This window comes from Desulfitobacterium sp., assembly GCF_034927245.1.
Lineage (GTDB): Bacteria > Bacillota > Desulfitobacteriia > Desulfitobacteriales > Desulfitobacteriaceae > Desulfitobacterium_A.
This window is the reverse complement of record NZ_JAYFQK010000063.1, coordinates 1-20,946: the sequence shown is the minus strand read 5'-3', so window position 1 is coordinate 20,946 and position 20,946 is coordinate 1. Positions and strand designations below refer to the sequence as shown.

The following is a 20,946-nucleotide window of genomic DNA, read 5'->3' as shown; positions in this document are numbered from 1 at the left end:
ATGAAGAAGAAATGGGGATTATACCCCCGACTAACATGTCATTCAGTAGGAACATTAAGACCTGGATCTGGATTATCCTCATTTTTCCACTTTAGCAGGTATAGAGGACTAAATTTAACTGCTTTCAGCAGTCAAATCATAACATTATATAATTCTTTAGAACGATATTAAAAAACGAAAGGAGAAAACCTTGACATTCATCGGCGAATTACATAAAATATCATTATGAGTCTTTATGCTGTCTATTTATGATTGAGCCCCATAGGAGCAGCATACGCCAAGTGATTGAGCCCCACGAAAGCGGATGAGACAATAGAATACGGAAAATTTGGAGGGAATATCATGTCCACGTTCTTTGCGAAAGCGAATGAGGTGGAGCGTAAATGGTATGTCATTGACGCTGCAGGCCTCCCTTTGGGTCGTTTAGCTACTGAAGCTGCTCGCATCCTTAGAGGTAAACATAAACCAACCTTTACCCCAAACGTTGATACCGGAGATAATGTCATCGTAATCAACGCTAACCAAGTTATCTTAACCGGTCACAAACTTGACCAAAAATTATATCGCCATCACTCCGGATATCCCGGGGGCTTGAAAGAAGTCACCTATCGGAATATCATGAAAAACTTCCCTGAACGGGCTGTAGAGCACGCTGTCAAAGGTATGCTTCCTCATAACAAGTTGGGCGCGCAAATGTATACCAAACTTAAGGTATATCGGGGTTCAGAACATCCCCATCAAGCTCAACAACCCGAAACATGGACGATTCAATAAACGGGAAGGAGGAAGAATAACTAATGGCTGCAAAATTACAATATCAAGGTACTGGACGCCGTAAAAACGCGGTTGCCCGTGTTCGTTTAATTCCTGGTGAAGGAAAGGTTGTTATTAATAAAAGAGGTCTCGGAGAGTACTTCGGCAAGAAGACTTTGGAAATGATCGTTCAGCAACCACTCGATGTAACGGATACGGTGGGTAAATATGATGTCATCGCCCTCGTTAATGGCGGAGGTACGACAGGACAAGCCGGAGCAATCCGTCTCGGAATTGCCCGTGCTCTTCTAAAAGCTGATATCAGCTTACGTCCTGCTCTCAAACGTGCCGGTTTCTTAACTCGTGATCCACGGATGAAAGAGCGTCGTAAATATGGTTTGAAAAAAGCGCGTAAAGCACCGCAATTTTCCAAACGTTAATCCAATTACCAAAAGGAAGGGATGTTATCCCTTCCTTTTTTATGTCTATTGATGCATAATTCCAAGCCTTTATTCCATAAAGTTTTTACAGAGCACGAATAAAGGGAGGATGTGCATGAAACACAAGCGCATAAAATGGTACAAGCGGGGAAGACGTACTCAGCTGAAAAGATGGCTTATTTTTGGCTTCATAGGTGTGCTTCTATTATTGGGTGGGATTGGGTGGAAGTTTCTTTATCCTCATGAACAGAAAAGCTGGAGCTGGACGGTAGGAAATCAGACGATATTAATTGATGCCGGTCATGGTGGAGTGGATCCGGGAGCAGTGGGAAAAACCAGTTTGGAAAAGGATATTACTTTAGCTGTTTCTAAGCGCCTAAAGGTTCTGGTACAACAGGCCGGTGGCAAACCGGTTATGGTCAGGGAGGAAGATGTTGATTTAGGAACCGCCCAGGGCTTACTGAAAAGAAAACGGGAAGACTTGGCACAGCGCATTCAATTGGCTAATGATAGGCAAGCCGATGTTTACTTAAGCATTCATGTCAATAGCTCAACTAAAGAAAAATTAACCGGACCGCAGGTTTTTTATTATGCCGACTCCCAAGAAGGTAAGCTTTTAGCACAAAACATACAAACGCAGCTCAACCTTGTCGCCGGTGGTAAAAGGATTGCTAAGGGAAACCAAGAATTATTTATCTTGAAAAAAGCAGATCGGGCTGCAGTGATGATTGAGCTCGGATTTCTGTCAAATTCTGAGGAGGAACAAAAGTTAAACGATCCCAATTATCAACAGATGCTTGCGGTTGCGGTATACCAAGGACTTGCGAATTATTTAGGAACATCCCAGAATTTAGTGCCGGAAAAAGAAGGAAACACTCACAATGTCCCGAATATTTAAGATAAAATTCAGTAATATGTAGAACAGGAAAATGCAGGGGGATAGATCATGGGTTCACTACCGGTAGTATTATTCACGCTGGGAATTATTGTTTTAATTATTGCCTGGCGTTTAGGCAATCCACCCAATACAAGCCCGGAGCTTCTGGCAGCACTCAAAGGAATTGCCGGGGTAAAGCGTGAAATTGGGTATATTCATTCGGAATTGGAGGAGACAGGTGCACGCTTGGAGAATCATGAAAAACAACTTCAAGAACGGAAAGCTTTGGGTCTGAAAATAGAAGAACCGCCTATCATGAATCTTCAAGACCAAGACCAAGATCGCGATCAAGATCAAGTTCGGGACCAAGATCAAAACCAAAAGCCGGTTATGCTGCCGGATCAAGAGCAACAATTGGAATTATTGAAGATCTTACAACGAAAGGCCAAGCGACCTATGGCAAATTCAGTCAATAATGATGATGTATATATCCAGGATCCGGCCCCTCAGGTTTTCTCTGAGAAATATCGCAAAGTCATAGCGCTTTATGAACAGGGGTGGTCTACCTTGGAAATTGCAGGGCACCTTGCCATAAGCCAAGATGCGGTGAATATGGTTTTAAGAACTTATCCTCGAGGTGGCCAACTATGAAATTCTCACGCCAGTATTTGTTCGGAGTGGGATCAGGGTTGATTTTAAGTGCTTTGATTTCACTGCTTTTTATGATGACTACACCCGAGAGTCTGGGCACGGTAGGTGTTGATACCCCACAAAAGAGTTCAGCGGATACCATTGTTCCGGAAGAAAAGGTACCGCCAGAAAATTCTTCTTCTGACGAAACCCAGACACAAGCACAGACACAAACCCAAGCACAGGTACAGGCACAGGCACAAAAAAGCTTTGAGATTCCGCGTGGGGCGAGTGCCGAAAAGATTGCCCAACTTCTTCAAGATGGGGGTTGGATTCCAAACAAAGAAGAATTTCTGACAAAGGTAAAGGCTCAAAACCTCGAAAAACGATTTAAAGCAGGAACATATAAGCTTACACCCGGACTTTCTACAGACAATATAATCCAGCAGCTTCTTCAGTAGCTGGGAACGACTATTGCTGTCCGGGTTCTATTTGGTGAAGCTGAACATAAAATTCTGTTAAGGTAAGAAAGCTCAAGCAGAATAGATTGAGCACAGAGAAAGAGATGGGATTCCATGGACGGAATGAAAAAGTTCTTCAAGGAACAGGCACAAATTCTTTTTCCGGAAGTATGGGAGTTAGCCCGTGAGATTGGGGAAAATCCTGAGTTAGGTTATCAAGAGTTTTTTGCGGTGGATGTTTTAACCCGTTTTTTAAGCCGGTATGGTTTTGATGTGCTACGCCCTATAGCCGGTCTTGAAACCGCTTTTCTTGCTCGTTTCCAGGGAAAAAAGCCGGGGCCAAGAATTGCCTTTTTAGCGGAGTATGATGCATTGCCTGAGGTAGGTCATGGGTGTGGACATAATTTAATCGGAGCGGCAAGTGCAGGGGCAGGGGTGGTCTTAAGCAGAAGTGAAGAGCTCCTGGGTGAGGTTTTGGTCATTGGAACTCCTGCCGAGGAAACGAGCGGAGCAAAAGTAACCCTCGTGAAAAAGGGTATCTTTGACAGGGTTGATGCGGCTATGATGTTTCATCCGGGAAGCCAGAATGTCCCCGAAGTTTCGTCTTTGGCACTGGATGCAATAGAATTTACGTTTATTGGGCGTTCCGCACATGCCGTGGCGGCGGCCCAGTTTGGTGTGAATGCTCTTGAGGCCATGATTACCTTTTTTAATAATGTTAATGCTTTGAAAAAAGAGATTCCGGATGATACACGAATTAATGGGATTATTACGGAAGGCGGAACTACGCCGAACATTGTTCCGGATAAAGCTGTTGCCCGATTTTATCTAAGAGCACCAAGGCGTAAGGGTTTAGATGAATTACAGAAAAAAGTGATCCATTGTGCCAAAGAAGCGGCATCCTCGGTCTCGGCTAAAGTCACCTGGCGAAAATTCGAAAATTCCTATGATGATATGTTGACAAATCGGACGCTGGCAGGGGTATTTACGAAAAATTTACGGGAATTGGGGATTAAAAGAATCTCTTCTCCACAGGTTGCCATGGGTTCGGTTGATATGGGAAATGTAAGCAGGGTAGTACCCGCCATTCATCCTTATCTGGCCTTGGGTAAAGGAATGAATATTCCCCACACCCGAGACTATACGGAAGCTGTGCTTTCTCCGGCAGGGGAAAAATTGCTTTTATTAGCGATAGAATCTTTGGTGGGGACGGGCTGGGATCTTTTGAATGATCCAAAGCTGCTGAAACACATTAAAAAGGAATTTTATCAAGAAACGGATTTATGGGGTTAACGGTATCCCTGAATTCTAAATGACTTCACCATATTTTGGCTTTCTTCAGCCATACTTGTTAAGGATTGCCCGAGGGAAGTCATCTCTTGGAGTGAAGCCCTCTGTTCTTCCGCGGAGGCAGATGCGGTTTGAGCTTGGCTCGCTATTTCTAAACTGATCGTATTGATTGTTGAGATTACATTATCAACTTTTTCATTAGCTATCTTAGTTTCAAGCATATTATCGGCAATCTCGTGGATTTGTATCGAGACTCGGTTAACTAATTCAGCAATTTGATTAAAGTTTTTTCCCGCAACGGTGACAATTTCCGCACCCAGACGTACCTCTTCCGTTCCGGAAGACATGGTTTCGACAGCTTTTCCGGTATCCTCCTGAATCTCAGAAATCAGGGCAGTGATTTCTTTAGCCGCCTCTCGCGATTGTTCAGCCAGCTTTCGAACCTCTTCGGCCACTACGGAAAAACCGCGCCCTTGTTCTCCCGCTCGAGCGGCTTCAATCGCTGCATTTAACGCCAGCAAATTGGTTTGATCCGCAATACCGGAAATGGTATCTACGATTTGGGAAATGGCTTTTGAACGTTCACCGAGCATTTCGATGACGGTTGCGGAGTGATTGACAGTGTTTTGGATACTCTCCATTTGCCGGGTTGTTTCTTCGATAATTTTAATCCCTTCTTCAGCGGCATGAGCAGTCATTTCTGAATCATTGACAATATGTTTTGTATTATTAAAGGTGTGCTGAATCTTGGCGGACATCTCCTTAAATAATGAGGTGGTGTCGATGATCATTTGAGCTTGATTGTCGGTTCCCATGGCTATATGAAGAACTGCATCAGATGTAAGGTTAAAAGCCTGTGTCGTTTGTTCCATTCCTAAAGCTAATTGATGGGCAGAGCTGGAAACTTGTAAAGAGGATTCCAACACTTTCTTTGCTAATTCTTTGAGATCATCCGTCATTTTGTTTAGAGCTGTGCTTAAGCGGATTAATTCGTCACTCTCTTTAAACTGAATTCGGGGAAGATCTAAATTACCTTTGGCAACTTCTTCGACATGCCCAATAATCACTTCTAATTGTTTTTCCAACGGTTTTACATTTTTAGAAATGAGAAGCCAGAATAAGAAAAGGGCAACCACCAGTTCAATGGCAATCATGAAGATAATTTTATTACGAACGTTATGGAATAATTGGACATAAGGGGTATTGGGGATGCCGACAAACCACATTCCAATTATTTCGCCTTGAATATTCTTGATGGGCTCATAAGCCGTTTGGCTGAGCGTTCCTGCGACATTGGCCTCACCCATATATTTTTTTCCTTCTTGAAGAACTGTTTTCTCAACGACTTCAGAAACCGTTGTGCCTACAGCTCTTTCTCCTTTTGCATTTGTTACATTAGTTGCGACTCGTGTATTACCCTGAAAAATGGTTGCGGAATCATGCGTTAAGGAGCCTATTTCATCAACAATGGCAAAATGATTATTGATTAAGGTCGTTCCTTTATACAAGCTGCCATCTTTGATTTCCCATTCCCCGGGGATGCGAGAATTTAGAAATTCTCTTCCCAAGGCTAAATCGGAATTCAACTTTTCACTCGCTGATTTGAGTATTTCGCTTTGAATAATGGATATTGAATAGACGCCTAGTGTGCTTATGCCAACCAAAAATGAGATCAGTAATAGGAGGAGTAAACGGTATTTGTAGCTCTGTTTCAACTTCTAAACCCCACCTTTCAATTTAATATCCTAGCTTGATACATAATTTACTTAAATTGTATTTTTTATCACTTTAAATTAAGTCTATTGTATTTAAGATTATAAGTCAATTATAAAATCTGAAATTGCGAAATATTATGACAATTAGATTTCGATAACTAAATCTTATATCTAAATATTTAAACGCCTATATAGTCTAAACTTAATTATGAGAAAATCTTTCCTAGGAGTTGAATGTTTATGCGTATAAACGTATAATTATAGAAACGTTAGGAATAGGTATCCCATAATAAACGAGGAGGCTAGGGTTTTGAATGTTGGAATATTAGGTGCGACAGGATATACAGGTCAAGAGCTTGTACGACTTTTACAGCAACATCCTGAGGCAGAGATTACTTTCTTAGGTTCTTCCAGCTCAGCCGGTGCAGCCTATGAAGAGATGTTTCCTCAGTTTATAGGCAGTGAATTAGGTAAATTACACGATGAACAGGTTCCGGATGATGTAGATGTTCTTTTTTGCGCACTTCCTCACGGGTTAACCGCTGCTCGAACGGCAGAATGGCTGAAAAGAGGGATTAAAGTCATTGATTTAGGTGCAGATTTTCGGCTGAAAGATCCGGAGGTTTACCGCACCTGGTATAAACTTGAACATCCTGCTCCCGAGTTGATTCCGGAAGCGGTCTACGGAATTCCGGAGCTTTATCGGGAAGAGATTAAAGGAAAGTCGCTGGTTGCGAATCCGGGTTGTTTTCCAACCGCTTCGATCTTGGGGTTAGCCCCGCTTCTTAAGAAGAATCTTATCGTGGCCGAGTCTATTATCATTGATGCAAAATCGGGGGTTTCCGGTGCCGGACGGGGGGCCTCGTTAGGCACGCATTTCAGCGAAGTCAATGAAAACTTTAAGCCCTATGGAGTTGCCCAACATCGCCACACTCCGGAAATTGAGCAGCAATTATCTTTAGCGGCAGGGCATTCCTTTAAACTGAATTTTACGCCCCATTTAGTACCGATGATTCGGGGTATTTTAGCCACGATCTATGCCCAAGTCGGAGACGGGGTTTCGGAAGACACGCTGCGGGCATGCTGGGAAGAGGCCTATCAAAATGAGGAGTTTGTGCATGTACTTCCTCAGGAAATTTGGCCGCAAACGAAGTTTGCTTTAAGCAGCAATCATGCCTTTCTGCAACTTAAACTGGATAAACGTACAGGAAGGGTTATTATTGCCAGTGCTATCGATAACCTTGTGAAAGGGGCGGCCGGGCAAGCCATTCAAAATATGAATATAATATTGGGTTTGCCGGAGAATATGGGATTAGGGGCCCGCGGACTTTGGCCCTAAAAAGCATAAAGGATCGGTCAGGTAAGTTGAGTGAATAAAAGAAATAGAGGTGAAGCTGATGTGTGATGAATTAAGTCAATCCTGGACTTGGATCGAAGGCGGAGTAGGTGCACCCCAAGGATTTCAAGCGACGGGTGTAAAAGCAGAAGTTAAATACAAAGATAAATATGATATCGCCCTCATTTATTCGAATGTTCCGGCCCAAGCCGCCGGAGTATTTACACGGAATCAAGTGAAGGCTCATCCATTAGTCCTAACGCAGAAGTTTTTAGAAAACGGTGTTGCGCAAGCGATTGTGGCTAACAGCGGAAATGCCAATGCTTGTGTCGGTGAGGCAGGGGATAGGGCGGCTATGGAAATGGCGGAGACGGCAGCTTCAAAACTGGGGATCAAGGTTGAAGATGTACTTGTTGCTTCAACCGGGGTTATTGGTGTTGAAATGCCGGTTGAACGCGTAAAAAAAGGAATTGAAGATGCTGCCGAAGTCATCAAAGACGGTCAAGCGGAACCCGTTTGGACATCGCTTGAGAAGAGCGATAATGCCCACCAAGCAGCCTTAGCAATCATGACAACGGATACTGCAGTTAAAGAGTTCGCTTGTGAACTTCCCTGTCAGGGAGGCGTTATCCGCCTCGGGGGAATAGCTAAGGGTTCCGGAATGATTCATCCCAATATGGGGACAATGCTCGGGTTTATCACGACGGATGCCAAGCTTTCGGCCGTTCAGCTGCAGGAACTTCTGCGCCAGGCTGCAGACCAGAGTTTTAATATGGTCACGGTGGATGGCGATACAAGTACGAATGATATGGTTTTGTTCCTGGCCAATGGGGAATCTGGAATTACCCCGGCAGGGAAGGAATGGGTTCAATTTAAGGAAATGGTCAATTCTTTGTGTATCCGCTTGGCACAAGAGATTGCACGGGATGGGGAAGGCGCTACAAAATTCCTTGAAGTTAAAGTCACGGGTGCCAAAACCCTTGGAGATGCTCGGAAACTGGCGAAGTCGATCTGTGGATCGAGTTTGGTCAAAACCGCAATGTACGGGGAAGATGCAAACTGGGGTCGTATCCTCGCAGCCGCAGGTTATGCGGAGGCCCAATTTGATCCATCCCAGGCCGCAATTTACATTGGAGATTGCTTAGTTGCTCGGAATGGTCAAGGGGTACATTTCTCTGAGGAAGCCGCTAAAGAAGTTCTTGCCCAAAAAGAAATCGGAATTACGCTTATGCTCAAGGATGGGGAAGATAAGGCAACGGCTTGGGGCTGTGACTTAACCCATGAGTATGTGACGATAAATGGGGATTATCGAACCTGATTCAAGGTTCGAAAGCTTGGGGTTGTGTAGCTTGAAAGAGGAGATGACAATGCGATGACACCGTTAGATCAAGGGATTGATAAGGCAAGGGTATTGATTGAGGCTTTGCCTTACATCCAAAAATTCGCGGGCAAGACGGTCGTGATTAAGTATGGCGGTCATGCCATGTTGGATCAAGATCTCAAAGAGTCTGTGATGCTTGATATCTTGCTGCTGCATTCCGTGGGAATTCGTCCGGTTGTCGTCCATGGCGGAGGACCGGAAATCAATACGATGCTGAATAAAGTGGGCAAAGAAAGCCAGTTTATACGGGGCTTAAGAGTCACCGACGAGGAAACCATGGAGATTGCGGCGATGGTTTTAGTCGGTAAGCTCAATACAGAAATCGTTTCGCTGCTCAACCATTTTGGGGGGCGAGCGGTCGGATTATCGGGTAAAGATGCTCAACTTTTGCAAGCGGTCAAGAAACCGCTGAAGGTTCAGAATCAACAGGGTGAATATGAAGAGGTTGACTTGGGATTTGTCGGAGAAATTGAACAGGTATCTCCCGGTATAATTGAATCTTTGCTTGATCAAGGATATATTCCGGTCATTTCCCCTCTGGCAGGGGGAGTTGATGGTGAAAGCTATAATATCAATGCTGATACGGCAGCCGGAAAAATAGCGGAAGCCTTAGAAGCTGATAAATTTCTTTTGCTTACCGATGTCCGGGGAGTTCTCAAAGATGTGAAGGATCCAGAATCGCTGATTTCCGTCATCAAACAGGAGGAAGTTCCTAAGCTGCTTGAGACGGGTATTCTCATGGGAGGAATGATACCGAAGGTTGAGTGTGCTTTAGAAGCCCTTGATGGCGGAGTCGGGAGTGTTCACATCCTTGATGGAAGAATATTGCATGCGATTTTGCTGGAGCTGTTTACAGATGGCGGGATTGGGACAATGATCGTTTAATGGGCAAGTCGGCATTTAACAAGTCGGTATTTAAATAGGAGGGGGAAATCGTAATGACAACTAAGACAGAACAGTTGATCCGGGAGGGTCAAGCCGTGGTCATGAATACGTATGGCCGCTTGCCGATGGCCTTGGTGAAAGGCGAAGGCTCCTGGGTTTGGGATATGGAAGGCAACAAATATCTGGACTTTGTGAGCGGGATAGCCGTTAATTCATTAGGCCACAGACATCCGGCGGTTATCCAAGCGATTCAAAAGCAGACGGAAGAGATTCTGCATACTTCGAACTTGTATTGGATTCCGAAGCAGATTGAATTAGCGAAGCTGCTGGTCGATCACTCTTTTGCGGATAAAGTCTTTTTTTGCAACAGCGGGGCTGAGGCCAATGAAGCAGCTCTTAAGCTAGCCCGTAAATATGCGAAACTTCATTATGGTCCGGAAAAATATGAAATCATTTCACTTAAGAATTCTTTCCATGGCCGGACCTTAGCAACGTTAACCGCAACAGGACAAACGAAGTATCAGGCAGGGTATGAGCCCTTGCCGGAAGGCTTCTTTTATGCAATGCTTAATAATATTGCGGATATTACCGGGAAGATCAGCAGTAAAACCGCAGCCGTCATTCTTGAACCCATCCAAGGCGAGGGTGGGATTATCCCTGCCGAACCCGAATTTTTGCAAGCGGTTCGCAAGCTTTGTGATGATGTGGGAGCACTTTTGATATTTGATGAAGTGCAGACCGGTGTCGGCCGGACGGGCAAGCTCTTTGCTCATGAATGGACCGGAGTAAAACCCGATATTATGACACTGGCTAAAGCTTTAGGCGGCGGTGTTCCGATCGGAGCCATGCTGGCTAAAGATTCGGTGGCTGAAGCGTTTAAACCCGGGGATCATGCTTCTACTTTTGGGGGCAATCCTTTGGCTACGGCGGCGGGTTGTGCGGTTCTAAATGTCATGCTTGAAGAGGGGTTCCTGGAAGATGTTCAAAAGCATGCCGAGTATTTCAAAGGAGAATTGCAAAAGCTTGCGGATAAATATCAAACGGGAGAACCAGTAAGAGGAAAAGGATTTCTGCTGGGCTGGCCTGTTGCAAAACGGGGTCCGGAACTCGTGAATGGCTGCCGTGAAAAAGGTTTGCTGATCAATTTTGCGGGGGGAAAAGCACTCCGCTTTGTACCGCCGCTTAATGTGAGCTTTGCGGAAATTGATGAGGCGGTCAAGATCCTTGATGAAGTATTCGCATCCATCTGGAATGCCTAAATTCAGAAATTTAATAAGCCGCACCTAAGAAAATAAGCCGCACCTGAGAAAATCAAGAGAACTGCTAACGATTCAAAGACGTTTGCAGTTCTCTATTTTTTATGTGTAACTCACGGTGTGCAACTCACAGCGAAATAATTTGCAGTCAGTTATGGGTGGACGCTTGACAAAAGCTTATCTATGTATTATTGTATTAAGTAGTTAATACAATAATACAAGGGGTGATTAAATGCCTTGGGAATTAAAGTCGGATAGACCCATATATTCACAGTTGATTGAACAGATTGAGCTCAAGATATTTTCCAGTGTTTATCCCCTGGGGTCGAAATTGCCGTCCGTGCGGGATATGGCTCAAGAAGCAGCCGTAAATCCCAACACAATGCAGCGGGCTCTGGCAAAATTAGAGGAAGACGGCCTCATCATTACTCACCGCACAAGCGGTCGAACAGTAACGGAGGATGCGGGTATGGTTCAAAAAGCAAAGACACAATTAGCCCGGGAACAAATTACAGAATTCCTGGAGAAAATGCAGTTGATTGGTTTTGAACAGGACGAGATCATAACCATTTTCAATAACATGGTAAAGGAGATGGGAAAATGAGTGTCATTCTGGAATGCAATGGTCTTACCAAGACATTTGGAAGCAAGACCGCATTGTCCGACATTAATTTAAAGATAGAGCTTGGACAGATTGTAGGACTTTTAGGACCGAACGGCAGCGGCAAAAGCACCCTTATTAAGCTTGCCAATAAACTTTTGACGCCCACCCGTGGAAATATCCTCATCGGGGGTCAAGAACCGGGCATTGAAACGAAAAAAATAGTATCGTATCTCCCGGAAAGAACGTATCTGAATGATTGGATGCGCGTACACCAAATCATTGAGCTGTTCACGGATTTCTATCAGGATTTTAAACCGGAAAAAGCGTACGACATGCTCAAAAACCTCAATATTAATGCGGATGACAGACTAAAAACAATGTCCAAAGGAACGAAGGAAAAGGTTCAATTGATTCTAGTCATGAGCCGGGAAGCCGAACTTTATTTTTTGGATGAGCCGATAGGCGGTGTGGACCCGGCAGCAAGGGATTATATTCTGAAAACCATCATTAGCAATTATAATGAAAAGGCTACGGTGATCATCTCGACCCACCTCATTGCCGATATCGAGAATATCTTGGATTCCGTCGTTTTTATCAATCAAGGCCAAATCGTCTTAACCTCGACGGTCGATGAGATCCGGGATGAAAAGGGCAAGTCTGTCGATGACTTATTCAGGGAGGTGTTCAAATGTTAAGTAAGCTTTTAAAATATGAGATTAAGGCCACCGGCAGAGTATTTCTTCCCTTATTTCTCGCTTTGCTGGCTTTTGCCGGAATCACACGATTGATCGCTTTGATAGGTCAGCAACAATGGGATACTCCTGTAGCCATTAGTTTACTCATCTACGGTTTTATCATGGTGGCAATGTTTGTTATGACCTTTGTGACGATGATTCAACGTTTTTATCGAAATCTACTTGCCGATGAAGGCTATTTGATGCACACTCTGCCTGTAAAACCTTGGCAGCATATTGTGGCTAAACTTTTGATCTCGATGTTTTGGATAGTGGTGAGCGGTATTGTCGCTTTTATTTCGATTCTAATCCTTGCTCTCGAAAGAGGGGACCTTCGTGACATTGTTGCGTCGGTTGCACCTTTCCTCCGGCGAGTCCTCGATCAATTTGGGAATTGGACGTACCTTTTTTCTTTGGAGATGCTCATTGGCAGCTTTCTTACCTTGGCCTCCGGTATTTTGCTCATTTACGCCTCAATGGCTATTGGGCACCTCTTCAGAAAGCATAGAATGTTAGCTTCTTTTGGTGCCTTTATCGGTCTCAATACGCTTTCCCAAATCCTCTTTGGGATCTTAATTAAGATTCCCAAGATAGCTCCATTCGCTGGAATGCCGATGAACGCCGATGAGTTTCAAGCACAGCTGCCGATAATTCAAGAATATGTTATTTATGGAATCGCCTTATCAGTGCTCTTCTGTACAATTTACTTCGCTGTGACTCAGTATATTTTAAGCAAACGGCTGAATTTGGAATAAGAATTATCTAAACTAAAAAAAGAGTTGCTCTTCTGTCGCTTTATAAAGTGGATAGAAGAACAACTCTTTTTAATTGCCAGACTTTACGTATTAGCAAGCAAAGCAGAATATTATAGTTTTTTTATAAGCTTCCGGCATATGCTCCTGAATTGGAGGCTTGAATCGTTTTCATAATAGCCTGCACTAATTGATCTTCTTTAGCCAAAGCCTTGACCTTTTTCCGGGCCATTTTTCGTTCATCTTTATCAAAAAGGGTATTTGTCAGACCGCAGGCATGCACCAGGGCGATGAGCCGGGTAGTTCGTGGATTTGGTATTTCTTCACGCAGGATGACAAGGCGGATACGGTCGCGCAATTCCCTTTTGAGCAGGGTATCGCGCAAGGGGTAAGCAGTAGAAGGGAAAACCCATAAAATTTGGCGTTCTTCTTCACGCAAAATGCCTTGGTCAACAAGTCCTTCGAGATATTTGCGGCGAAGATGTTTAAATGCCTTTTTTGTTGTTGTAATCCAATAACCTGGGGAGCGGACACGTTTTGAACGATCGATAAGATCGAGAAGCGTATCACAACGGGAATGACCTGTCGATGAACGATCTATAATTTTTAGGGTCTTCTTATCAACTTTAATGCGATTTCTCAATTCGAGTTCGATGAGGAGAGCCCCGGAAAGGCAAAAATCAATTCTACCGGAGACTCCAAGGGGAATCGTTCCTTTTTCCTCATCAACAGCAAGGAGTAATAACTCTTCGAGAAGATCAAGCATGAATAATCACTCCTTAGGTTAAGCTCCAAAGCTACTTTTTATTTGGAGAATCGGAGTTATGGGCGCCCTCGGCCGAATCTTCAATCTTAAGACGACCTGCATGATAAACCGCTTCTCGAAGCAGAAATTCAATATGGGAATTCACACTTCGAAATTCGTCAGCCGACCATTTTTCGAGGGCATCGTATAGTTTAGGATCGAGTCGCAGCGCATATTGTTTCTTGGCCATTTGTCTCAACACCTAACTAAGCTAATATAGAGAGCCGGTATTGATCACAGGTTGGGCTGATCGATCTGAGACAATCGCAACAAGTAAGTTATTGATCATAGCGGCTTTACGTTCTTCATCCAGGGTGACGACATTTTCCTTTTCCAGACGACTAATGGCCATCTCCACCAATCCTACCGCTCCTTCCACAATAATTTGCCGAGCGGCGAGGATGGCGTTGGCTTGCTGACGCTGCAGCATGGCTCCGGCTATTTCTGTGGAATAGGCAAGATGGGTTAAGCGGGCCTCTGATACCTCTACGCCGGCAAGCGTGAGCCGTTGTTGAAGTTCCTGCGCGAGTTCCTTCGCTATTTCCTCGCCATTTGCTCTCAAGGAATAACCCACTGTGTTTTCAAAGGTATCATAGGGATACTGGCTTGCCACATGGCGAAGGGCGGTTTCACTTTGGATTTCTACGAATTGCTCATATTTATCAACATCAAAAATGGCTTTTGCCGTATCGACAACCTTAAAAACAATGACTGCCGCAATTTCGATGGGGTTTCCTTCAATATCATTTACTTTTAAAGTTTTACTGTTAAAGTTGCGAACTCTAAGGGATACGCTCTTGCGTGCGGATAAGGGGAGAGTGAACCAAAATCCGGGTTCACGGATTGTGCCGATATAGCTTCCGAAAAACGTCACAACATATGCTTTATTCGGTTGAACAATCGTTATCCCTGTGATAAGAATGAAACCGATAACGAGCAGAACGATCCCCGGTATAATATTCAATTGGATAAATAGGGCTGTTCCGGCTCCAAACAAGGCAAGGACCAGAATTAAAGCGATAAAACCATTCAGCGCCCAGGCTTTCTTTTCTTTCATAAGATGAACCTCCTTTTAATTAGAACATGAAATTACTTTGATATTACTATGATATCACTTCTTGCATTTTCTGTAAACAAGGATAGAAGGATCTCTATATAGACTTCTTTCAATCCCCGAAAGCAGGAGAATAGCGATAAAGAAAAGAAGAAAGGATAGATAGGGAAAAGAGAAGGAAAATAGGGAGATTGCGCTAAATATAGGATTTAAAAAAGAAAGTTTCGGAAAGCTATTGAATTATTATACATTAAAAAGTATAATAATTCGTATCGAAGGAGGCTGGCGTGATGATACTGGTCAATAAGAAAGAATTTCAAGGACGGGATTATCTCTCCCTTAAGGATTATACACCAGATGAAATCTTATACATGCTCCATGTGGCAAAGGGATTAAAAGAAGAAACGAAAGCAGGAGTGGCCCACCCTATTCTTCAGGGTAAAAATTTAGCGATGATTTTTACTAAATCCTCTACACGTACTCGAGTTTCCTTTGAAGTGGGAATGGAACAGCTCGGCGGACACGCTCTATTTCTGAGTGATCGGGATATTCAAATCGGCCGCGGCGAACCGATAAAAGATACGGCACGTGTTCTGGCTCGAATGGTCGATGGAATTATGATACGGACATTTAGTCATCAAGATGTTGTTGACCTGGCGGAATACGCCGACGTTCCGGTCATCAACGGTCTAACCGATACCTTTCATCCGACACAGGTTTTAGCGGATCTGCTCACCATTCAAGAGCATAAACATCAGATCGCCGGCCTCAAACTCGGATTTATCGGGGATGGCAATAATATGGCTCACTCATTGATGAATGCGGCCAAGTTAGGGATGCACATCGTTATCGCAAGCCCCAACGGTTATCAGCCTGATCCGGGAATCGTTGCCGAAGCACAAACCAAGGCCAAAAAGGGTGGAGGCTTGGTTGAGATTGTCGAGGATCCTATGGTTGCCGCTAAGGATGCCGATGTTCTTTATACCGATGTTTGGGCAAGCATGGGTCAGGAAGAAGAAGCAGCCATTCGGGCGAAAGCCTTTGCGGGTTATCAAGTCAATGCTGAAACCCTAAAGGCGGCAAATCCGAAGGCCATTGTTTTGCATTGTTTACCCGCTCATCGCGGCGAGGAAATCACCGAAGAAGTACTGGAAGGTCCTCAATCGGTCGTTTTTGACGAAGCGGAAAATCGACTCCATGCCCATAAGGCGATTCTTGCTTTACTGATGTAAAATAAGAAAAAGCATACCATTAGATTTTTGTGATTATTGTTTATAGAAAGGAAGAAATCAAATGAAAAAGGTTGTTCTAGCATATTCCGGTGGATTGGATACTTCAATCATTATCCCCTGGTTAAAAGAAAATTACGGCTATGAAGTCATTGCGATGGCTGCCGATCTGGGACAGGGAGAGGAACTTGAACCCCTCAATGAAAAGGCCATTAAAAGCGGGGCAAGTAAGCTTTATATTGAAGATTTACAAGAAGAATTCGTGACTGATTTTATTTATCCCACATTAAAGGCAGGCGCCGTTTACGAAGGAAAATACCTGTTAGGAACATCTTTTGCCCGTCCGCTCATTGCACGCCGTCTTGTTGAGATTGCCGAAAAAGAAGGGGCAGTGGCAATTGCCCATGGTGCAACGGGAAAAGGAAATGATCAGGTCCGTTTTGAACTGGGGGTTAAGGCGCTTAATCCGGATTTAGAAATCATTGCTCCTTGGCGTTTGTGGAATATTAAATCCCGTGAAGATGCTATCGACTATGCACAAGCGCGGGGAATTCCGGTTCCGGTAACCAAGGATCGCCCTTATAGTATGGATCGTAATCTTTGGCATCTGAGTCATGAGGGCGGAGATTTGGAAGATCCATGGAATGAGCCGAAGCGGGATCTCTATCTTTTAGGTGTTTCTCCTGAAGATGCTCCCGACAAACCCGAATATTTAGAATTAGGGTTCGAGGAAGGGATTCCGGTCAGCTTAAACGGAGAAAAGCTTAATCCCGTTAAGTTCCTGGAAACGCTCAATAAATTAGGCGGCAAGCATGGCATTGGGATTGTCGATATGGTTGAAAATCGTTTAATCGGAATGAAATCCCGCGGTGTCTATGAGACTCCCGGCGGAACGATTCTCTATACCGCCCACCAAGCTTTAGAGCACCTTACCCTCGATCGCCTAACCCTTCATTATAAGGAACAAATCGCGTTAAAATATGCTGAGCTGGTCTATGACGGAGTATGGTATTCCCCCTTGCGTGAAGCCTTAGATGCGTTCGTCAACGTTACTCAGAAAAACGTGACCGGAACAGTTCGCTTAAAGCTTTATAAAGGAAACTGCAGCTTAGCCGGAACGAAATCTCCGTATTCTCTTTATAGTGAAGAATTTGCAACGTTCGGCAGAGACGGCGTATACAATCAAAAGGATGCCGAAGGGTTTATTAACTTATTCGGACTTCCTCTTAAAGTCAGAGCCTTAATGGAGAAAAAATCCGGACTGAAAAAATAACGCCTTAATTGCTGTTAAACTTCTGTTAATAAAAAGACGAGTTCTTTGGACTCGTCTTTTTATACTGTCGGAAAGGCTTTGCACTGGCCTTAAGAAAAGAGTAAAATAATAACAAAGTTTTTTGGAGAAAGGATGAATTACCCATGAAATTATGGGGTGGACGTTTTGAGAAAACAACAGATGCTTTAGTAGAAGATTTTCATTCTTCAATTTCGTTCGATAAGCGCCTCTATAAGCAGGATATTCAAGGCAGCATTGCCCATGCGCGGATGCTCGGACAAGTTGGGGTAATATCTCAAGCTGAGGCAGATCAAATTATTATGGGGTTGCAAGGGATTATCGAGGATATTCAAGCGGGAAAAGTCGAGTTCGAAGTCGGTGCCGAGGATATCCACATGAACGTTGAAAAGCTTTTGACAGAGCGTATCGGTGATGTCGGTAAAAAAGTACATACCGGAAGAAGCCGTAATGATCAAGTCGCTCTCGATCTGCGTTTGTATTTAAGAGCGGAAATCGATAAGACAAAGGGTTTAATGGCGACTTTGATTCGTACACTGCTTGATCTTGCAGAAGAACATAAGGAAACCTGGATGCCGGGGTATACCCATCTGCAAAAGGCTCAGCCCATTACTTTTGCCCATCATTTGCTGGCTTACGTACAAATGTTTTTACGGGATATGGGAAGATTTAATGATACACGGAAACGTCTTAATATTTCGCCATTGGGTTCGGGTGCTATGGCGGGAACAACCTTCCATTTGGATCGTGAATCCGTAGCCAAAGAATTAGGCTTTGATGGCGTAACGTTAAACAGTCTGGATGGGGTCAGTGACCGGGACTTCGCTTTGGAATTTTTGAGTGCCGTTTCGATTGCTATGATGCACCTCAGCCGCCTTTGCGAGGAATTAGTCCTTTGGTCAAGCAGTGAATTCCAATTTGTAACGATGGATGATGGTTATTCTACGGGATCAAGTATTATGCCCCAGAAAAAGAACCCGGATGTCGCAGAACTCGTGAGAGGCAAAACGGGCCGGGTCTATGGTGATCTCATTGCTTTATTAACCGTTATGAAAGGATTGCCGCTTGCTTATAATAAGGATATGCAAGAGGATAAAGAGCAAGTCTTTGATGCGATTGATACGATTCATAAATCGCTGTTGGTTGTTGAACCGATGATACGAACCATGAAAGTCAACCGTGAGGTAATGGCACATGGGGCTAAAGGAGGATTTACGAATGCGACCGATTTAGCGGACTATTTAGCCAAGAAAAATGTACCTTTCCGTGAGGCTCATGAGATCGTCGGCAGAATTGTGCTCTACTGTACTAAAAAAGGCTGCGGACTTGAAGATCTTAAACTTGAGGAGTACAAGCAGTTTTCGGATGTATTTTCCGAAGATTTATTTACATCGATTGGGATTGAGTACTGTGTTCGTGAACGGAAGCTAACGGGTGGGCCAGCACCGGAAGCTGTGACACGGACAATCGAGCTTTCACGACAAGAATTGGAGAAAATAGTCTAAGTTATGCGGATACTACCGAACACATAAGATATACATTATGCATAAAATTTAATGAAAATATTACCGGTAAGGGGTATACTGAAAACTAGATAGCTCTGGTAATTCACAGTTACAAAGATAGTTTATCCACAAAAGTTATATACAGCCTGTGCATAATGTGGATAACTTTGTGGATAACATCGGAATATCTAAAATAATCCGTGGAAAAACTCTGGATAACCTGAAAAGGGTTGTGTCTAACTTGAAAATATCATATCCTTAATATTACAGACTTCGACAATAGACAAAGAGGAAGCTTACTCAGATGGAGTTTCGATTCCTTTGGAAGTTAGGTTGGGAGGATGACATGAAAAATCTCGAGTTATTAACAGACCTTTATCAATTGACGATGATGCAAGGGTATTTACAGCATGGTTATGGAGATAAAGAGGCGGTCTTTGATCTTTATTTTCGGACAATCCCTAACGAAGGCGGATACGCAATCGCTGCGGGTTTGGAGCAAGTCGTCGAGTATATCGAGAATTTGCATTTTACCGAAGAGGACATTGATTATTTAAAAGGGCTGAATCTGTTTGATGCGCAGTTCCTTAAGGCGCTCAGCGATTTTCGCTTCACCGGCGATATTGACGCTATTCCTGAAGGAACGCCGGTGTTCCCCTATGAACCCTTAGTACGTGTTAAGGCTCCGATTTTTGAGGCTCAGTTAGTCGAAACTACACTTCTTAATCTGGTTAATTTTGAAACGTTGATCGCGACAAAAGCTTTCCGAGTCATAACTGCAACAGGCGGCGGATCTGTCGCGGAGTTCGGTTTGCGCAGGGCACAGGGACCGGATGCCGGTGTTTTAGGGGCAAGAGCAGCCTTTATTGGAGGGTGTCAATCCACATCAAATCTTTTGGCAGGTCAAAGATATGGGATACCTGTATCCGGAACGCAAGCCCACAGTTGGATTCAATGCTTTCCGAGTGAGATAGAGGCTTTCCGAGCTTATGCCAAGTCTTTCCCGGATCAATGTTTGCTTTTGGTCGATACCTATAATGTTTTAAAATCGGGAGTCCCGAATGCGATTAAGGTGGGCCATGAACTCGAGGCAGAAGGCCATCACTTTTTAGGGATTCGAATCGATAGCGGAGATCTGACTTATCTTTCCCGTGAATCGCGTCGGATGCTTGATGAGGCGGGTCTTTACGATGCCAAGATCGTAGGTTCAAATGATCTTGATGAACATACCATTTGGGCAATCCGTGCCCAAGGGGCTCCGATCGATGCATGGGGAGTAGGGACCCACCTGATTACTTCTAAGGATACCCCTGCGCTTGGCGGGGTGTATAAACTCTGTGCAGAAGGTAAAGACGGAGTTTTTGAACCGCGCTTGAAAGTATCCGAAAATATTTCGAAAATCACGAATCCTGGGATTAAAAAGGTCGTCCGCTTCTATGACCGCAGGGGTAAGGCTATGGCCGACTTGATTGCCCTTGAAGATGAACAGTTTGAAGCCCCGTTAACGATCTTTGATCCGGTTCAGACTTGGAAAAAGAAGACGTTAACCCACTTTACAACCAAAGAACTGTTGAAGCCGATCTTCCGTAAGGGAAAATGCGTTTATGATCTTCCCCCATTACAGGAGATTCAGGATTATACCCGAAAAGAAATGGATACGCTCTGGGATGAAGTTAAACGCTTAACCTACCCTCATAAATACATTGTCGATTTATCTTCTAAGCTTTATGACTTAAAGCAAGAACTATTGCACAAAATTAGTCTTGAAGTCAATGAAGTTGAAGATAGCTGCAAGTAAATGATTTACTGAGTCCTTCGGTAATATGTCAAGACCTTAAAAATTTCGGTCAATCTTTTCAGGATGCTAGTTAACCTAAAAAAGGCAATAAAAAACCTACCCATTTCCAAAATATAGTGGAAATAAGTTGCAAAAATGGGATTTGTGCTT

At 43.9% G+C, this 20,946-nt stretch carries 21 protein-coding genes; 17 read left to right on the top strand and 4 right to left on the bottom strand.

The features are described 5' to 3' along the window. The first annotated feature begins 342 nt into the window (after positions 1 to 342). The 6 genes from rplM (at position 343) to VB077_RS14965 (ending at position 4,454) form a co-directional block, all read left to right on the top strand. Complete coding sequence (rplM, locus tag VB077_RS14990) at positions 343 to 774, top strand: 50S ribosomal protein L13 (RefSeq protein WP_323416065.1); 432 nt, start codon at positions 343 to 345, stop codon at positions 772 to 774. Positions 775 to 797: 23 nt separating this feature from the next. Further along, positions 798 to 1,193 carry a 30S ribosomal protein S9 gene (rpsI, locus tag VB077_RS14985; RefSeq protein WP_323416064.1) on the top strand — a complete coding sequence of 132 codons (396 nt, stop codon included), beginning with the start codon at positions 798 to 800 and terminating at the stop codon, positions 1,191 to 1,193. A 115-nt stretch (positions 1,194 to 1,308) separates the two neighbouring features. Further along, positions 1,309 to 2,091, top strand: a complete 783-nt coding sequence (locus VB077_RS14980) for an N-acetylmuramoyl-L-alanine amidase (protein ID WP_323416063.1) — start codon at positions 1,309 to 1,311, stop codon at positions 2,089 to 2,091. Positions 2,092 to 2,139: 48 nt separating this feature from the next. Then, positions 2,140 to 2,721: a hypothetical protein gene (locus VB077_RS14975; RefSeq protein ID WP_323416062.1), complete on the top strand. Its 582-nt coding sequence runs from the start codon at positions 2,140 to 2,142 to the stop codon at positions 2,719 to 2,721. Next, complete coding sequence (locus VB077_RS14970; RefSeq protein ID WP_323416061.1) at positions 2,718 to 3,161, top strand: endolytic transglycosylase MltG; 444 nt, start codon at positions 2,718 to 2,720, stop codon at positions 3,159 to 3,161. The genes VB077_RS14975 and VB077_RS14970 overlap by 4 nt, the downstream gene beginning before the upstream one ends. Positions 3,162 to 3,275: 114 nt before the next feature. Then, the gene (locus VB077_RS14965) at positions 3,276 to 4,454 is read left to right on the top strand and encodes a M20 family metallopeptidase (RefSeq protein ID WP_323416060.1); all 1,179 of its coding nucleotides are present in this window, start codon (positions 3,276 to 3,278) and stop codon (positions 4,452 to 4,454) included. On the opposite strand, the gene VB077_RS14960 is transcribed toward VB077_RS14965, so the two are convergent. Continuing rightward, entirely contained in the window at positions 4,451 to 6,166 is a 1,716-nt protein-coding gene (locus tag VB077_RS14960; protein WP_323416059.1) for a methyl-accepting chemotaxis protein, read from the bottom strand. The two genes, VB077_RS14965 and VB077_RS14960, sit on opposite strands and share 4 nt — an antisense overlap. Before the next feature lie 310 nt (positions 6,167 to 6,476). Here VB077_RS14960 and argC point away from each other — a divergent pair, with 310 nt between their 5' ends. The 7 genes from argC (at position 6,477) to VB077_RS14925 (ending at position 13,117) form a co-directional block, all read left to right on the top strand. Continuing rightward, positions 6,477 to 7,505 carry an N-acetyl-gamma-glutamyl-phosphate reductase gene (gene argC, locus VB077_RS14955; protein ID WP_323416058.1) on the top strand — a complete coding sequence of 343 codons (1,029 nt, stop codon included), beginning with the start codon at positions 6,477 to 6,479 and terminating at the stop codon, positions 7,503 to 7,505. A 58-nt stretch (positions 7,506 to 7,563) separates the two neighbouring features. Then, positions 7,564 to 8,820 (top strand): bifunctional glutamate N-acetyltransferase/amino-acid acetyltransferase ArgJ, encoded by a 1,257-nt coding sequence (gene argJ, locus VB077_RS14950; protein WP_323416057.1) that lies wholly within the window; start codon positions 7,564 to 7,566, stop codon positions 8,818 to 8,820. Positions 8,821 to 8,874: 54 nt separating this feature from the next. Further along, entirely contained in the window at positions 8,875 to 9,768 is an 894-nt protein-coding gene (gene argB / locus VB077_RS14945) for an acetylglutamate kinase (protein ID WP_323416056.1), read from the top strand. A gap of 53 nt (positions 9,769 to 9,821) precedes the next feature. Next, positions 9,822 to 11,027 (top strand): acetylornithine transaminase, encoded by a 1,206-nt coding sequence (locus tag VB077_RS14940; RefSeq protein WP_323416055.1) that lies wholly within the window; start codon positions 9,822 to 9,824, stop codon positions 11,025 to 11,027. Between the two features lie 229 nt (positions 11,028 to 11,256). Further along, on the top strand, positions 11,257 to 11,628 hold the full coding sequence (locus tag VB077_RS14935) for a GntR family transcriptional regulator (RefSeq protein ID WP_323416054.1): 372 nt from the start codon (positions 11,257 to 11,259) through the stop codon (positions 11,626 to 11,628). Continuing rightward, positions 11,625 to 12,323, top strand: a complete 699-nt coding sequence (locus tag VB077_RS14930; RefSeq protein ID WP_323416053.1) for an ABC transporter ATP-binding protein — start codon at positions 11,625 to 11,627, stop codon at positions 12,321 to 12,323. The genes VB077_RS14935 and VB077_RS14930 overlap by 4 nt, the downstream gene beginning before the upstream one ends. Beyond that, complete coding sequence (locus VB077_RS14925) at positions 12,317 to 13,117, top strand: hypothetical protein (RefSeq protein ID WP_323416052.1); 801 nt, start codon at positions 12,317 to 12,319, stop codon at positions 13,115 to 13,117. Before VB077_RS14930 ends, VB077_RS14925 begins: the two co-directional genes overlap by 7 nt. A 121-nt stretch (positions 13,118 to 13,238) precedes the next feature. Here the strand turns inward: VB077_RS14925 and VB077_RS14920 are convergent, their stop codons facing one another. From VB077_RS14920 to VB077_RS14910, 3 genes are read right to left on the bottom strand one after another with little or no spacing between them, the layout of a single operon-like run. Continuing rightward, positions 13,239 to 13,880: a GOLPH3/VPS74 family protein gene (locus VB077_RS14920; RefSeq protein WP_323416051.1), complete on the bottom strand. Its 642-nt coding sequence runs from the start codon at positions 13,878 to 13,880 to the stop codon at positions 13,239 to 13,241. 31 nt (positions 13,881 to 13,911) lie between these two features. After that, positions 13,912 to 14,109 (bottom strand): hypothetical protein, encoded by a 198-nt coding sequence (locus VB077_RS14915; protein WP_323416050.1) that lies wholly within the window; start codon positions 14,107 to 14,109, stop codon positions 13,912 to 13,914. A 21-nt stretch (positions 14,110 to 14,130) separates the two neighbouring features. Continuing rightward, positions 14,131 to 14,976, bottom strand: a complete 846-nt coding sequence (locus tag VB077_RS14910) for an SPFH domain-containing protein (protein ID WP_323416049.1) — start codon at positions 14,974 to 14,976, stop codon at positions 14,131 to 14,133. 287 nt (positions 14,977 to 15,263) lie between these two features. Between VB077_RS14910 and argF the strand changes: the two genes are divergently transcribed. The 4 genes from argF to VB077_RS14890 all read left to right on the top strand — a co-directional run bounded on the left by argF (position 15,264) and on the right by VB077_RS14890 (position 20,796). Continuing rightward, a complete protein-coding gene (gene argF, locus VB077_RS14905; RefSeq protein ID WP_323416048.1) occupies positions 15,264 to 16,205 on the top strand; it encodes an ornithine carbamoyltransferase in 942 nt (313 codons plus the stop codon). A 61-nt stretch (positions 16,206 to 16,266) separates the two neighbouring features. Next, positions 16,267 to 17,475 (top strand): argininosuccinate synthase, encoded by a 1,209-nt coding sequence (locus VB077_RS14900; protein WP_323416047.1) that lies wholly within the window; start codon positions 16,267 to 16,269, stop codon positions 17,473 to 17,475. 143 nt (positions 17,476 to 17,618) lie between these two features. After that, a complete protein-coding gene (argH, locus tag VB077_RS14895) occupies positions 17,619 to 18,998 on the top strand; it encodes an argininosuccinate lyase (RefSeq protein ID WP_323416046.1) in 1,380 nt (459 codons plus the stop codon). A 346-nt stretch (positions 18,999 to 19,344) separates the two neighbouring features. Next, positions 19,345 to 20,796: a nicotinate phosphoribosyltransferase gene (locus tag VB077_RS14890; RefSeq protein WP_323416045.1), complete on the top strand. Its 1,452-nt coding sequence runs from the start codon at positions 19,345 to 19,347 to the stop codon at positions 20,794 to 20,796. Positions 20,797 to 20,946: the final 150 nt, after the last annotated feature.

What these genes read in the sequence shown, in the direction of transcription:
- rplM (WP_323416065.1), top strand. Translation starts at nt 343, where the DNA reads ATGTCCACGTTCTTTGCGAAAGCGAATGAGGTGGAGCGTAAATGGTAT.
- rpsI (WP_323416064.1), top strand. Translation starts at nt 798, where the DNA reads ATGGCTGCAAAATTACAATATCAAGGTACTGGACGCCGTAAAAACGCG.
- VB077_RS14980 (WP_323416063.1), top strand. Translation starts at nt 1,309, where the DNA reads ATGAAACACAAGCGCATAAAATGGTACAAGCGGGGAAGACGTACTCAG.
- VB077_RS14975 (WP_323416062.1), top strand. Translation starts at nt 2,140, where the DNA reads ATGGGTTCACTACCGGTAGTATTATTCACGCTGGGAATTATTGTTTTA.
- VB077_RS14970 (WP_323416061.1), top strand. Translation starts at nt 2,718, where the DNA reads ATGAAATTCTCACGCCAGTATTTGTTCGGAGTGGGATCAGGGTTGATT.
- VB077_RS14965 (WP_323416060.1), top strand. Translation starts at nt 3,276, where the DNA reads ATGGACGGAATGAAAAAGTTCTTCAAGGAACAGGCACAAATTCTTTTT.
- argJ (WP_323416057.1), top strand. Translation starts at nt 7,564, where the DNA reads ATGTGTGATGAATTAAGTCAATCCTGGACTTGGATCGAAGGCGGAGTA.
- argB (WP_323416056.1), top strand. Translation starts at nt 8,875, where the DNA reads ATGACACCGTTAGATCAAGGGATTGATAAGGCAAGGGTATTGATTGAG.
- VB077_RS14940 (WP_323416055.1), top strand. Translation starts at nt 9,822, where the DNA reads ATGACAACTAAGACAGAACAGTTGATCCGGGAGGGTCAAGCCGTGGTC.
- VB077_RS14935 (WP_323416054.1), top strand. Translation starts at nt 11,257, where the DNA reads ATGCCTTGGGAATTAAAGTCGGATAGACCCATATATTCACAGTTGATT.
- VB077_RS14930 (WP_323416053.1), top strand. Translation starts at nt 11,625, where the DNA reads ATGAGTGTCATTCTGGAATGCAATGGTCTTACCAAGACATTTGGAAGC.
- VB077_RS14925 (WP_323416052.1), top strand. Translation starts at nt 12,317, where the DNA reads ATGTTAAGTAAGCTTTTAAAATATGAGATTAAGGCCACCGGCAGAGTA.
- VB077_RS14920 (WP_323416051.1), bottom strand. Translation starts at nt 13,880, where the DNA reads ATGCTTGATCTTCTCGAAGAGTTATTACTCCTTGCTGTTGATGAGGAA.
- VB077_RS14915 (WP_323416050.1), bottom strand. Translation starts at nt 14,109, where the DNA reads ATGGCCAAGAAACAATATGCGCTGCGACTCGATCCTAAACTATACGAT.
- VB077_RS14910 (WP_323416049.1), bottom strand. Translation starts at nt 14,976, where the DNA reads ATGAAAGAAAAGAAAGCCTGGGCGCTGAATGGTTTTATCGCTTTAATT.
- argF (WP_323416048.1), top strand. Translation starts at nt 15,264, where the DNA reads ATGATACTGGTCAATAAGAAAGAATTTCAAGGACGGGATTATCTCTCC.
- VB077_RS14900 (WP_323416047.1), top strand. Translation starts at nt 16,267, where the DNA reads ATGAAAAAGGTTGTTCTAGCATATTCCGGTGGATTGGATACTTCAATC.
- argH (WP_323416046.1), top strand. Translation starts at nt 17,619, where the DNA reads ATGAAATTATGGGGTGGACGTTTTGAGAAAACAACAGATGCTTTAGTA.
- VB077_RS14890 (WP_323416045.1), top strand. Translation starts at nt 19,345, where the DNA reads ATGAAAAATCTCGAGTTATTAACAGACCTTTATCAATTGACGATGATG.